The organism is methanotrophic endosymbiont of Bathymodiolus puteoserpentis (Logatchev), assembly GCF_900128525.1.
Lineage (GTDB): Bacteria > Pseudomonadota > Gammaproteobacteria > Methylococcales > Methylomonadaceae > Methyloprofundus.
Map to the genome: position 1 here is coordinate 1 of NZ_FQTQ01000173.1, position 13,142 is coordinate 13,142.

The following is a 13,142-nucleotide window of genomic DNA, read 5'->3' on the forward strand; positions in this document are numbered from 1 at the left end:
TTATGAAGCTTTTGAAGAGCTAACTGGGGTAGATATAAAAAATTTACTGGGTTATGCACTTATGACTTGAATTCAGGGATGTTGAATTGCAGTTATTTTTAAATTACTCCGTGCTTCCCATTTTGCATAATCACATAACATGCTGGCATAACACGTGCGCCAAAACCCTTTTTGTAATGATTTATCGAGCAGTGACCTATTTTTGCGTAATACCCTGATAGCACTGATACGCATAGTCTCTAAGTGTCTACTCATACTGTCAGGGCGTTTGGTGATAATGGTTAGCGTTTCCGGTATGCAACAATATTCAGCCAAGGCGGCGTAGCGCATCCACATATCAATATCTTCAAGGCTATTTAAAGATTCATCAAATAAACCGGCTTGTTTTTGTAAGGCTTGCGTCACCATGACTCCTGAACCACTGCCTGTGATCGCGGCATTTTGTACAAAAATGGTTTGCAGTGTGTTGCCTGTTATATCGGGGCAAGGCCAGTCATTCAGAAATTCGCCTTCGGGAGTTTCAATACGTGATTGGCTGGAACAAAAACCTAATGCGGGGTTTTGCTGTAATAAGGCCACTTGTTTTGCAAGCTTTGTCGGTGCCCAGTAGTCATCGGCATCCAGAAATGCCAGGTAATCCCCTTGTGCTGTTTGAATACCCGTATTCCGGGCATTGCTTAAGCCGCCATTAACTTGGGTAATAAGTTTGATTCTGGCATCGTGGTAATTGGCGACGATGGCGGCAGTTTGGTCGGTGCTGCCATCATTAATGATTAGTAGTTCAAAGTGGGTATAGCTTTGTGCTAAAACACTATTGACTGCTTTGCCGATAAAGGCTTCTGCATTATAGGCCGGAATGATAACGCTGACTAAAGGCTTAGTATTGGCTTGTGTTGTCATGATTGATTATTGATAGCCTAATGTAGCTTTGTTGCGTAAATCAAATGCGTAAAAAAATAATAAAATAAATGAGTTAATTTTTTCAAGTGGCGTTATTTTGTGAAAAACCGAGTTTTTAGTCATCATTTTTAGTATGAAAATTTGATTTTAATAAGTTTTATTTGTGCAACAAAGCCGTCTAATGTCTATGACTTCTGTTTAAAGAAGTTTAATAATGGCGACTCCACTATACGATAAAATATCAAACCTATTATAACGGGAGATATTATTAATATAATGAATAATAAATTCAGTTCTATTGCTAAGTTTCATTCATAGTACTATTTATCCATTTTTGAACAGCATAATGAATAAGGTAAATGGAGTAAGATGCATTGCCAAGTAAAAGTAAAAAAAAACGATTTGATGCCCATATTTCAATAGTTTCAGAAGCTGTTCCAATCATAAGAAAAAATGCAGCCACACCAAAGATAAAATTAAATGAGCTCCAATGAACGTAACCTAAGCCTGAATTTAGCCAAAGAACGCAAGCTATTATAAAGAGGGCAATGCCAATTGTAATTGAAATTTTAGCAATAACCTCTCTATGTGAGTTAACTAATAATAGCTTCATAGCTAGATAAGACAGCGCACCAATAAAGAATAATATATTAATTGACTGGCTTGCTAGGCGAAACAAGTTCGTAAAGGCTCCATATTCGATACCTGTTATTTTTGTCAAACTATAGGGGGGGCATAAAAACTGATCCAGTAGCTAAGTAGTAAATTATAAGAAGAGTCCAAAAACAAATTACAATAGAACCAACTGTACGATTTAATATTAATACGAAAAATATAGCATAGAATAAAACTTCATGTGATAACGTCCATGCTACTGCAATAATCTTGTCGTGGTTAGATACACGAAGAAGTGTAATATTCTCGAATATATGGTAAATATTAATGGAATTAATACTGCTTAGATATGCGGGAATGAAAATAAGTAACACAACCCAATAGACTGGATATATTCTGGTAAACCGTTTATATAGGTACTTCCCCGCTCTACTTGGCTTATTGATATCTGAAAAGTGAATAAAGCAAATAATAAATCCACTTAATACGAAAAAAATATGGACACCACTGTAACCCCAAGATAGCAACTCCCAAAAGCTGTAAAACTCGTCATTATTAAAAATTATCAATATAGCATGATAGAACACAACAAATAAGACAGCCAAACCACGGTAAACTTGTAGTATGTGTAATGTTTGTTTTTTCACTTGTTTTACACCTTTATTATGTCTATGTAAGTCGCGAAAAATATATCAATACTTATTGACATGATTGCTTATTGATAACCTAACGTTTGCATCATTGGCTCTATTGTTGGCAGTATTTTTTCTATGGCTTCCGGATTTTGGCTTTTCCATTTTTCTTTTTTAGGTGGCCCGTTGACGATACTGGTAGGGCGTTTGTTTAATGTCGCACACCGTGATTTTAATTGCTCAGAGAAAGGTAATTGCAATTGTGCAAAAACATTTTGAAACATAGCCACCGGGTCATCAAAAATATCTTCGTAACGCATATGAATCCATTTTTCACTGGGAATCAGTGCTTTTGCATCCAGTGCCATTTGATTGGCTGTAATCCATTGGTACGCACAAACCTCTTCGAGCGATGCCTGATTATAATCTCGCCAATCAGGGGGGAGAAAAAAGCACCAGTCATTATATTCCCCTTGATTAATTTGCACGTCGGCGGGTAGTTTGCCTAAATACTGATGCAAATCAAAACGTCCGCGTTGTTTCCAGCCCTCCATTAAGGAGCTGATATTATCACGCCCATCACGTTGCAGGTAAATAAAGTAAGCATTAGGAAATAAACTATGTAGATAACTTATGCGCATGACATTGATACAGCTCTTATCTAGCATAAGTCCTTTGCCTAAGCGTGCATAAAAATAAGCCAATGCTTTGTCGCGGTGTTCCGGCTGTGCATCGTTATGCGTGGCAGCTTCAGAATGCCAATTATCATCCCAGGGACCGACTAAGCTATGCCAAAATTGCGGAATTTCATAAGGAAACGAATTTAAGTCAGTTGAACTGCGAATGGTTTCAAATGTGACGGTTGTTCCCGCACGCGAGCAGCCAATAATAAAAACAGGGTCGGGCATGTCAGGGTGAATCAGTTGGTAAATGTGCTCCCTAGCTTGATAATTACACTCCGCCACGTTTTTTGCAATAAATTCACGGTCAAATATTTTTTGTAATAAGTTCATATTGTTTCTGGTTTTGCCATGAGAAAGCCTTTGATTTCGCCAACGGCTGCCGCTAATCTGACGAGATAAAATCGACGTGCATTATTTGAAATGCTAAACAGGCTGTAGAGAAAATAGGTTATCAGTTTGCGCAGTAGGTAGCGTGGAAATAAGCCGGTAAAATTTTTGGCTTCATCATTAAGCCGAATGGTAGAAGAGGAGCGTTCATAGGCTTTTTTGATAACATAAGCCAGTGTCATACGCTCTGATTCTACGTAATGATATTGAACGATTTCAGGGATATAGTATAGTTGCGCACCCGCTTTATACGCTCTGATAATCCATTCAATATCTTCAGCGCCGCCTAAATTATGCCCAACTGGCCCATAGGCAGTCGAAAAATTGCCAATTTTAGTCAATAGTTCTTTTTTGATGACAAGATTGCCGCCGCCCGGAACGGCAATATCCTGTGTGATGGTAATAGAGTCTTCCCCTAAATCAAAGCGCGGGACGGGAAGGGGATAGATGCGATATTGGCCTTGCTCATGTACCCAGTGCGGTTCACTGCCATCCCAATCCGGAATGATTTTTCCACAGAAAAAATCCGCTTTGGGATATTGGGTTAGTGCGTGGCTAATGGCCATAAAGTAATTTGCATCCACACGGTGATCATCATCAACCATAGCAATGATGTTGGCTGTCAATTTGGGGATGGCACTGTTTAAAGCATTGGATTTACCGGGAACAGGTTCGCTGAACCACTCCAAGTTTAGTTGCTCATGTGTTTGCGTGGCTTGATATTGTGCTAAGTATTGAGCGGTGGTATCAGTGCAAGCATTAGCAACCACAAAAAGCGATATTTTATAAGCTTTAGGTCTAGTGGCCTGATTTAAATAATGGATAGCACGCTGTAATAGCTCTGTACGATTATGGGTACAAATCAGGACTTGCAAGGTTTTATTTTCAAATGACATAGTTTAATGTGTCTGCTTTTCATGACGCGCTAAAAATTTCCCATAGATGCTACCGAGCGCATGGGATGCATTCATGGCTTCACGTAAGACACCCGGTTGGCTGCGTAAAAACATGCCCAGTGTTTTGCCTATTTTTTGAAATAATTGGGGCAACATAAATGGAGGGACACCCAATATTGTGCGTGCATAATTTTCCATTTGGAATTGCCCATATTTGCGGCCTGCAATAAAGTGTAGTTTTAAAAAATAGCTACGTCGTATTTTCCAATCTTCGATAAAATGATCAACGGCCATATCCGGTTGGTAGCGAATTTTTACTTTCTGTTGGAGTAATTGCTGAAACATGATGCCATCTTCGCCGCCACCAATGCCTTTACCTTTGCGATTATAACGCGAGTCAAAGCGTAGTTTAGGGTTGTTTCTGAAGAGCGTCATTCGATAAGCTATTATACTAGTCCAAACAGGGGTAGAGCTATTTGTAATCCAAAATGGAGTGTTACCATAATCAATTGCTGCAAAGAAAGGTAATAGTTTATCTTCTAGCCATGCAGGGCGAACGGATGAACCAAAATTAATATTGACTCTCCCGCCGACACATTCTGCCCCTTCTATGTCAAGAGAATATATTGCGGATTCAATTGTTTTAGGCCATGGCAATTCATCGTCATCAATAAAGAGCATGTAATCACTTTGCATGCACTCTTCTATGGCTCTATTGCGGGCAAAAGGAATGCCTTGCTGTGTTTCAATAACAGTTCGAAGTGGTGCTCCTTCTAATTTAATTAACTCTGCAATAACTGCTTGCGTATTATCAGTACTATTATTATCAATAATTAATATTTCAAAAGGTATAGGAGAGGCCTGCGCTCTTAATGCTTGAATAAGCTTAGGAAGTCGCTCTGACCTATTATAGCTACATAGGCAGATAGTTAATTTTTTCATGAGGACGAATCCATTTTTTTAAGCAGTTTTTGGTGTAATGAATAAGGCAGTAGAGAGGGCAACATATATTTCCAGTCACTCAATGAGCCATAATGATGCTGCATAACGGCTTTAAAAATAGTACGTGCTGCAACAAGGTCTCTTTGCCAGTAACAATCATAGCCACGCCTTAGTAGTTCGCCTATCGTTAAATCACGAATTTTTTCATTGCCTAGAGCATCAATAACGTCTGGGTGTTGTTGAATAAAATTCTTTTGTACCTGCCAGTGATTAAAGGCAATTCTCGCTTTATTTTTGGTAATTTGCTCGCCTTCATGATGCAAATAAAAAGATAAAACCTGAGGAACTAAGTGGATTTTATGGCTTGTTGCAATTTTTAGCCATAAGTCATAATCCATACAGGAGCTTAAGTGATTATCAAAACCACCGACTGCATCAATCGCAGCATGCCGAGTTAATGCGCCGTGAATTGGCCAGCGGCAACCTTGTAAAAAGGATTCGTATTTATGTTCATTTTCATAATCAGGGGGTATAAAGGGTTCGCCGCGACCGCCTTCAAGACCAATATTTTGCCAGCCACAATAAACTAAATCGGTGTTGCTTTGTAGTAAAGCCGATTGCATTATGTTTAAAAAATCTTTATCCCAATAGTCATCGGAATCAAGAAAAGCAATGAACTCACCTGAGGCATGTTGTAAACCATAATTTCTGGTAGGACCTGCCCCTTCATTAGCTTTACTAAATACCTTGATGCGTGAGTCTTTACCTTGCAGTTGATGCAAAATTGTTAAGGATGTATCACGCGAACCATCATCGACAACAATAAGTTCAAAGTGAGCTTCAGTTTGCTGTAAGACACTGAGAATACTATTTTCTATATTGGCTTCTGCGTTAAAGCAGGGCATTATTACTGAGATAAGATCTTTAGTATAGGAGCTCATATTTTTCCAGAAAATTTAGAACGAATACGGTTAATGCCATAGTTCCCCATCTTTTTCCAGTTAACATCACAATCTGCAAAGGCGAGTTTACGGGCAAAGGTTGAGAGAGAGTCATCAAGGTTAATACATATTCTACGTAATAATAATGGGTTCTTTTCATTATTAAACCAGCCTGGCCTGACGCTACAGGCAAATTGATAACCCGCTTGTTGTACATACTTTAAGCTACTGTCGTTATACAAACCATAAGGATAAGCAAACGATTTGACTGGTCGATTTAATAGTGATTCTAGTTGTTGTTTGGAATCTATGATTTCGCTTTGTTGTTTTGCATCAGAAATATCAGAGAGTTTTGCATGACTCATGGTATGTGAACCTATTTCCATGCCTGATGCTGCCATGGTAATTAACTGCTCTGTATCAAGCATTGCGGTTTCGCCTGAAGTGCGCTCTAACCAGTCTGCCTGTTTGCCAATAACCTGCGTGACAATAAACCACGTTGCCGTCATGTCTCTTTCCAACAATGGTAAGTAAGCCCTTTCATAGTTATCGAGGTAGCCATCATCAAAGGTCAAAATAACGGTTTTATCTGGAAAACTATCAATATTGGGTAAGTCAGCAATACATTTTGTTGTCCAGCCATTATTTTTTAATAAGTCCAATTGCTGTTGGAAGTTATTAGCGGTAACGGAGTAAATGGAGCTTGCAGGACTTTTTGTAGCAGGCGTGCCGTGATACATTAAAATCAATGGGCCGCGACCACCGTTTGCAACGGCAGTATGAGCGGAATGAAAGATTTTTTTAGAAAAGGGGTCTAACATGATTTATTCTGCCGGATTGATGACTTCATTACGAATCGCTTCTAGGTAGCCATGTCCAAATTTCACATCCGGCTCGACATAATTGCCTTCTGCCCATTCGTTCCATGCTTTCAGAAAAACAATGCTTTCATCTTTTGGCCGACTACTTACGCGGGAAACAGCTTCATGTAAGTGTTTTTGGAATAATTCAGGCGTAGAGCCGTTAAAGACAATACCACGCATACCACTGCGCGGCGTATTGTCCCAATTAGGCAGTACAATTGGATAATCAGGCCAGTCAACAGTATTACTTCTTAACAGAATGGGGGCGATTTCTTCATAGTCCCAAATCGTTAATTCGTGTTTATTGCCTTGCAAGGCCAGTTTTAATTTTGTACTCAAATAGCGTCTGGGAATACGGCCATCTCGATTGGGTAATGCTTGCATAATCGACGCATCAAGCCCCCGTGTGCGCGGATCCCAGCTTTCATCTCTATGGGATACGCCAATTAAGTAAAGCCCGGGAAGGCCGCTTTTAATAGCACATTCACGCCAGAATTCCATGACATTTTGCACTTCAGGAATATCATCTGGTTTGTAAACAACAAAAATGGGTTTACCATCAACCGTGAGATAACGTGAGTCTTTGAAGGCTTTGAGCAAATAATCAAAATGTGCTTGATGGTCTGCGCGTCCAGGATAGGTTTGTTCGACTAAAGTTTTATCAGTCCCTTGCCACGCAGTATTCCAACTATGATTAGCCCAACAAAGACAAAATGGAAAGTCAGGTTCTTGTGTGGCCAGTATTTCATCAACAGGGCGCTCTAACATGCGTTTACCATCCCCCAGCCAATAATGGTAGTAACAAAAACCTTCAACACCATATTGTTTCGCTAATTCAGCTTGGGCGTGGCGTGCCTCGGGTAAACGTAAGTCATAAAAGCCCAAGTCTGCGGGTAGATGAGGTTGGTAATGTCCTGGAAAAAATGGTTTTGCTTTGACAACATTTGTCCATTCGGTAAAGCCTTTCCCCCACCATTTATCATTTTCAGGGGTCGGGTGAAATTGCGGCAGGTGAAAGGCAATAATGCGGGCTGTTTTTTCCATAATATATTTTTAATTAAGTAACGTAGATATTAATGAATAATTGTTTTCCATGCGCTTATAAGAGCTTGTTTTTCATTCTCAAGAGAATATACTTTACTGATAAAATCAGCGGCTTGCTTCCTTTCCTTCAGGAAAAAAGAATTATCATTATTATATGCTTGGATGACTTTTTCAATAGTATCTGCAAAATGAATAATATCACCATCATTAATTGGAAAAGAATGTTCAGATTTAAAAAATTCTTCACCTCCCCAACCATGATAACCAATTGTGATGCAACCACAGGCCATTGCTTCCGCTGGAGGGAGGCCAAAACCTTCACGATTGCCTAAGCTAATAAAAATTAAGGATTCTTTCATTAATTCGGCAACTTGGTGTTCACTAATATTTACAAAAGGAACAAGTTCAAAGTCAGCAAGTGCATTCCTAAACTTTAAAATATTGATGATTTGCATCGCATCAGCACTGTTTTTAACCTGAGAAAAACAGATTTGTTTTTTCTTTTTTTCCTGATACGAAAATAAGGCAGGATCAATTGATAGATAAAATCGATAGAGTTGAGTCTCAGGGAAGGCATATTTTAAATAATCTGCACAATGCTCTGAGTTAACTAAAGCCCCTAGGGTATCTTTATCTGTATAAGGCGTAATCAAGCGATCTTTTACAAAAGAATAGCCTTGGAATGTCATAAAGCCATTTTGATTAAGAATGATTTTTTTAATACCTTGGCCAAAATGCACAATATCAGGGCCATAAAATTCAGGCATGACGAGAATATCGTTTTCATCAATAAATGATTGTTTACCCTGAGAAAGAGGGATTTTACGTACAGCTTCGGGGTGAAGTATTTTTCCAGCTTTATTGTAGATACGACGATAAAGCTCAGGTTTTAAGTAGGCGATACGCGTTTCATTAACAAACCAATCACAGCGAAAGCCATTTTTATGGTGCAGAACATAGGCGGAAAAACCATTAGCATTTAACAAGTCGACATGCCGGTAGATTATTTTAATACCACCGCAGGCGTGTTTAATGTCGGGACAAAGATAGTAAATATTCAACTGAATACTCCATTGTTTTAATGTAAAAGCTGTTTTTAGTAAAATTAACAGAGATTATAAGTATTATGGGAATATATTGTATAGCCGTAATGAACATTCGGGGGGGGGGGGTAACTAAATAAACACTTTTTTGTATTTAGAAAATAATGTTTGTTAATTATACTTTGGTACACGTTGTTATTTAGTACTTCTACAATTGATAAGGCCATTTTAGTCATAACTAAACTCTAGGAACGCCCGGCGCCATGTCGGTCATGGTGGGGCCATAAATTTCGGGCAAAACCAAATAGTCAGTTGATGTTAATTTTTTTATAGGTGTTTCATTTACTAGATGAATTTCATGCGGCAGTTCTTTCTTTAATAGCTTTAATATTTTAGATGAGACTTTGCGCAATAAACTTTTATCTTGATAGGCAATTGGGGGCGTATTAGCAAACCATTCGCACCGAAATCCAGGTTTGGTATGTAAGACATAGGCTTTCATTCCGTGTGCATTCAATATATCTACATGTCGGTAAATAACGTGAACGCCACCAGATGGATGAGTATAGTCAGGTGTTAGGAAGTAAATGGCCATATATAGTCGTAAGTTGTGGAGGTTAAATGTTGTTTGTTGTTACGCAAAAATCTTATTTAATTGTTGGGAAAAATTAGGTTTTGAGCTAAATAAACATTTTTTATCATTTAGATGATAATGGTTAATTGTTTGTGTAATTTTGTTATTATCATTTAATTCAACAATTATATTGGTTGCTAATTTAGACATTAAAAATTCCGAAACTTTACGTATCACCCACGTTTCGGATGGGTTATTTTCTGGGTGAAGTACCCAAACAACTTGAGTTCCATGTAATTTAAGGGATATAAGGCGTTGGAGCATTTTCAGAAGAAATAAAAGATTTTGTACGTGTGATGTTCTTAGTTTAAAGTTGGGCAATGGGACTTCATCTGTGACCCATAGGCGTGGTGGTACTATTTTTTTATTTTCAGTTAGTGTTTCTGTAAAAGATAATGCATATGATTTCTTTCCATTAGCAATGGCATCAAGGATTTCATTGTATAACTCTCGGTGATGCCTAGATTCTAGTAGTAGTTTTGATAGGTTGAGAGATAATGTTGCATCATTGTATGGTAAAGCATAGCCATAGTGTACTAGCTCATGGTAGCTAATCATCAAGGCAGTCTTTTGTAATTGATGCGAGAGAGTTTGCTTCCATGTCGCTAATTTATTTTTGTCGATAAGCTTGCCGACTTGGCTTTTGTGTTTGGCTGTTTTTTCTATTAAAGCATGATCCGATGATTGAGGTTCAAGCATAGAATGAAAATATGGGACAGATAAAAAATGGCAGATTTGACGGGTTGTCTCTTCAGGGTTGGTAATAAGATTTTCGTATTGAATTGAAAGTGTATTATTATCTTGGTGTTCAAATTCTCTTGTTTTTTTTATGATACTTAACCAGAGCAAAAGGTTTTCGAAATATATAATACTGCCGAATTTTACTTTAGTAAGTGAGTAGGCAACATCACGTCCATCTCTAATGATATTAATAATTGGGGCTTTTGGGAAAAGTTGGCGAATAAAGGGTAAGCAATGTACATGGTTTGGTGTTTTTTCTATCCATAGTGGCTTATTATCCTTATTTGCAATTAATTGTCCTAAAACTAAAAAAGCATCTTTTCCTGTTGTGGGCTGCCCATTCAGTTTGTCATAAATTTGTTTTGCGGGCTTGCTCCAAATATCCGTAGGTGCCATGGAATCGGCTATATCGTATAGAGCTTGAGGCCAATTCTCTTTAAATCCTTCATTAGTATTGGGTATTTTGGATAGTAAATATAGAAAGTTAGTTTCAGGTGTGACACAAATATCGGGGTGCCGATTTAAAACTGCAGAGAGTAACGTCGTTCCACTTCGAGGGCAGCCAACAATAAAGGCAGGTGATTGAAATGGTTTTTTACTTGTTATTTTTTCCATGACATTAATTTTCTGAAAATCGTTTTGGTATTTAATGTAATAAGTTTAAGATCAAACCTTGATTAAATTTTAATAGTAATATTTTCTTATTTAACCACCAGGGGAATTTGCGCAATTTATTGGGTATATACTCCAGACATTATTTCAGGTAATTTCCCCATATCCCGTAATAGCTTCACTATATCATGACCTCCATCATCAAATTCATAAATATTAACACCATGAATGTTGTCAATATGAGATGCATGAATATGGTCAAGTTTATCTTTTGTTGAAACGAAAATAGAAATTTTACGTCCCGTATTCAAACGCAGCAATAATGGCCTTAAATCCCAAATATTGCGTTTCAAGAGGCTTTTTCTATAGGTGTTTATGATTTGTTTTTTCCATCGAGAATCTTTATGTTTAATACGTAAGAAAGGAGAAATGAATGTTTGAGGTGCAAATGCAATTACTTCACCAGTACCAACTAGACTAGAAAATGCAATTGCAGCATATCCACCCATTGAGTTTCCGACAAAAAAAACTTTATCTGGTTTTATTCTTTCTATCAGGGTACGAATATGTTGTGCTGTAGAATAGATATCCTTACTTATCCCAGGGAGTCCATTCTGGTACCAACACTGAGTGAAATCCCTGATAAATATCTTATTTTCATCAATTATTTTTGATGCGTTATAAAATTCAAATGGAGGAATTACAATTCCGGCAGCAATTCCTCCGAAGAAGATGTAGAGCTTGTTACAATTAGAAGATAAGTTAATTTGTATTGATTTGTTCATGTGGCTTTCATCTTAATAGTTCAACTTGAAATTATAAAAAAACATTTCTCGGTCAATATATCTGCTAATTATAATAATTTCCCTCAATGCGGACGAATAAAAAGGAGTGTTAGTAACTGCCTTACTATCTTTAGTTTGGGGTATATTGTTCATTTGATAATTTTGTTGTTAATTACCCAGTTTGAAGGTAAGTCAAGCGTTCTTAATCCAGCTTCTTTCATCTCATTACTCTTAGGTGAAACTGTAAAGTGTTTTAGTGTTTCTCCTGAGTATATATCTCGACGGTTTTGGTCAAAAATTGATAGTCGTATGCAATATATGCCTGGTGCTATTGGATATGAAGGTATTATGCAGTGAACAGTGTGTAAGCCAGCAGTGAAATCAGGGCGTTCATCATAGATGGCAGTCGAGCATGCAGTTAAATATACAAAGTCAGTTGTGTGTGTACCAATGACTATTTCTGGTTTTTTTAATGGAGAGTTAAATTTTAGTGTTAGCCTTATATTCAAAGGGTCTTGGGATTTTATTTCACTCGTTATCTGGTTATTAATATCTAATATTTCTATTGATTCTAGTTCTACTTCACCTGATGTTTTGATTTCTGTATGCTGAGTTTGTTTGTTAGTGGTGTTAAAAATTTTGTTGTTACTTTGTTTATAAAATTGGTTACAAACCGTATCAGGCTGCCCATCAGCAACTATTTGTCCATGACTTAGCATAATTGTTCTGGAGCACAACCTTTGAATTTGCCGAATATTATGACTAACTATTAATACAGTTTTCCCCCGTCGTTTAATTAAATCTTCCATACGATCAAAACATTTACGTTGGAATGCGAGATCACCGACAGCAAGGACTTCGTCAACGATTAAAATATCTGCTTCCATACTAGTGGCAATGGAAAATCCCAGTTTCACGGTCATACCAGAACTATAGCGTTTAACCGGTGTATCAATAAATTGTTCTAACTCAGAAAATTCAATAATCTCGTCTAGTTTGCTTTTGATGATTTTTTTAGGAATCCCTAAAATAGCACCGTTTAGAAAAATATTTTCTCGGCCTGTCAATTCAGGGTTTACGCCCGCTCCAACTTCAATAAGAGGTGCTACACTACCCTTTACAATCACTTCGCCTTTAGTGGGGTTGCTAATATTGGCTAGGTGTTTAAGCAAGGTGCTTTTTCCAGCGCCATTATGGCCAATAATTCCAACGACTTCACCTTCATTAATATGAAAATTGACATCATCTAGGGCTTTGAATTGTTCTCTTTTTTGGGTGGGCTGAAAAGCCATGCGCCTTAAAGTATTTAATGCGGTATCTTTTAGGCTACTGATATGGCCTAGTTGGTATTCTTTGGTGAGGTGATTGACTTCTATAATCGGCATAATTTTAGTTATATTAGTAGAGTGGACTTCAGTCCACTT

General features: G+C 37.6%; 14 protein-coding genes. All 14 read right to left on the reverse strand.

Going from position 1 to position 13,142, the window contains the following annotated elements:
• Positions 1-72: 72 nt before the first annotated feature.
• The 14 genes from BQ7314_RS12660 to BQ7314_RS12725 all read right to left on the reverse strand — a co-directional run bounded on the left by BQ7314_RS12660 (position 73) and on the right by BQ7314_RS12725 (position 13,103).
• Positions 73-900, reverse strand: coding sequence for a glycosyltransferase family 2 protein (locus tag BQ7314_RS12660; protein ID WP_174484051.1), 828 nt, complete (start codon positions 898-900; stop codon positions 73-75).
• Between the two features lie 301 nt (positions 901-1,201).
• Positions 1,202-1,621, reverse strand: a complete 420-nt coding sequence (locus BQ7314_RS15960) for an acyltransferase family protein (protein WP_174484052.1) — start codon at positions 1,619-1,621, stop codon at positions 1,202-1,204.
• 1 nt (position 1,622) lies between these two features.
• Positions 1,623-2,162, reverse strand: coding sequence for an acyltransferase family protein (locus BQ7314_RS16150; RefSeq protein ID WP_174484053.1), 540 nt, complete (start codon positions 2,160-2,162; stop codon positions 1,623-1,625).
• Positions 2,163-2,230: 68 nt separating this feature from the next.
• Positions 2,231-3,160 carry a sulfotransferase family protein gene (locus tag BQ7314_RS12675; protein WP_174484054.1) on the reverse strand — a complete coding sequence of 310 codons (930 nt, stop codon included), beginning with the start codon at positions 3,158-3,160 and terminating at the stop codon, positions 2,231-2,233.
• Complete coding sequence (locus BQ7314_RS12680) at positions 3,157-4,113, reverse strand: glycosyltransferase family 2 protein (RefSeq protein ID WP_174484055.1); 957 nt, start codon at positions 4,111-4,113, stop codon at positions 3,157-3,159. Before BQ7314_RS12680 ends, BQ7314_RS12675 begins: the two co-directional genes overlap by 4 nt.
• A 3-nt stretch (positions 4,114-4,116) precedes the next feature.
• Entirely contained in the window at positions 4,117-5,055 is a 939-nt protein-coding gene (locus BQ7314_RS12685; protein ID WP_174484056.1) for a glycosyltransferase, read from the reverse strand.
• A complete protein-coding gene (locus BQ7314_RS12690) occupies positions 5,052-5,996 on the reverse strand; it encodes a glycosyltransferase family 2 protein (protein WP_174484057.1) in 945 nt (314 codons plus the stop codon). The genes BQ7314_RS12685 and BQ7314_RS12690 overlap by 4 nt, the downstream gene beginning before the upstream one ends.
• The gene (locus tag BQ7314_RS12695; RefSeq protein ID WP_174484058.1) at positions 5,993-6,817 is read right to left on the reverse strand and encodes a polysaccharide deacetylase family protein; all 825 of its coding nucleotides are present in this window, start codon (positions 6,815-6,817) and stop codon (positions 5,993-5,995) included. The genes BQ7314_RS12690 and BQ7314_RS12695 overlap by 4 nt, the downstream gene beginning before the upstream one ends.
• A gap of 3 nt (positions 6,818-6,820) precedes the next feature.
• Positions 6,821-7,903 carry a glycosyltransferase WbsX family protein gene (locus tag BQ7314_RS12700; protein WP_174484059.1) on the reverse strand — a complete coding sequence of 361 codons (1,083 nt, stop codon included), beginning with the start codon at positions 7,901-7,903 and terminating at the stop codon, positions 6,821-6,823.
• A 29-nt stretch (positions 7,904-7,932) separates the two neighbouring features.
• Positions 7,933-8,964, reverse strand: coding sequence for a glycosyltransferase (locus BQ7314_RS12705; protein WP_174484060.1), 1,032 nt, complete (start codon positions 8,962-8,964; stop codon positions 7,933-7,935).
• A 220-nt stretch (positions 8,965-9,184) separates the two neighbouring features.
• Positions 9,185-9,541, reverse strand: a complete 357-nt coding sequence (locus BQ7314_RS12710; RefSeq protein ID WP_174484061.1) for a hypothetical protein — start codon at positions 9,539-9,541, stop codon at positions 9,185-9,187.
• Between the two features lie 39 nt (positions 9,542-9,580).
• A complete protein-coding gene (locus BQ7314_RS12715) occupies positions 9,581-10,936 on the reverse strand; it encodes a sulfotransferase family protein (protein ID WP_174484062.1) in 1,356 nt (451 codons plus the stop codon).
• Between the two features lie 116 nt (positions 10,937-11,052).
• Positions 11,053-11,718 (reverse strand): alpha/beta fold hydrolase, encoded by a 666-nt coding sequence (locus BQ7314_RS12720; RefSeq protein ID WP_174484063.1) that lies wholly within the window; start codon positions 11,716-11,718, stop codon positions 11,053-11,055.
• A 149-nt stretch (positions 11,719-11,867) separates the two neighbouring features.
• A complete protein-coding gene (locus tag BQ7314_RS12725) occupies positions 11,868-13,103 on the reverse strand; it encodes an ABC transporter ATP-binding protein (RefSeq protein WP_174484064.1) in 1,236 nt (411 codons plus the stop codon).
• Between the last annotated feature and the right edge of the window lie 39 nt (positions 13,104-13,142).

Excerpts from the sequence above, each read along its gene's own strand:
- BQ7314_RS12700 (WP_174484059.1), bottom strand. The coding sequence starts at position 7,903 with ATGGAAAAAACAGCCCGCATTATTGCCTTTCACCTGCCGCAATTTCAC.
- BQ7314_RS12710 (WP_174484061.1), bottom strand. The coding sequence starts at position 9,541 with ATGGCCATTTACTTCCTAACACCTGACTATACTCATCCATCTGGTGGC.
- BQ7314_RS12720 (WP_174484063.1), bottom strand. The coding sequence starts at position 11,718 with ATGAACAAATCAATACAAATTAACTTATCTTCTAATTGTAACAAGCTC.
- BQ7314_RS12660 (WP_174484051.1), bottom strand. The coding sequence starts at position 900 with ATGACAACACAAGCCAATACTAAGCCTTTAGTCAGCGTTATCATTCCG.
- BQ7314_RS12675 (WP_174484054.1), bottom strand. The coding sequence starts at position 3,160 with ATGAACTTATTACAAAAAATATTTGACCGTGAATTTATTGCAAAAAAC.
- BQ7314_RS12690 (WP_174484057.1), bottom strand. The coding sequence starts at position 5,996 with ATGAGCTCCTATACTAAAGATCTTATCTCAGTAATAATGCCCTGCTTT.
- BQ7314_RS12680 (WP_174484055.1), bottom strand. The coding sequence starts at position 4,113 with ATGTCATTTGAAAATAAAACCTTGCAAGTCCTGATTTGTACCCATAAT.
- BQ7314_RS12685 (WP_174484056.1), bottom strand. The coding sequence starts at position 5,055 with ATGAAAAAATTAACTATCTGCCTATGTAGCTATAATAGGTCAGAGCGA.
- BQ7314_RS12695 (WP_174484058.1), bottom strand. The coding sequence starts at position 6,817 with ATGTTAGACCCCTTTTCTAAAAAAATCTTTCATTCCGCTCATACTGCC.
- BQ7314_RS12725 (WP_174484064.1), bottom strand. The coding sequence starts at position 13,103 with ATGCCGATTATAGAAGTCAATCACCTCACCAAAGAATACCAACTAGGC.
- BQ7314_RS12715 (WP_174484062.1), bottom strand. The coding sequence starts at position 10,936 with ATGGAAAAAATAACAAGTAAAAAACCATTTCAATCACCTGCCTTTATT.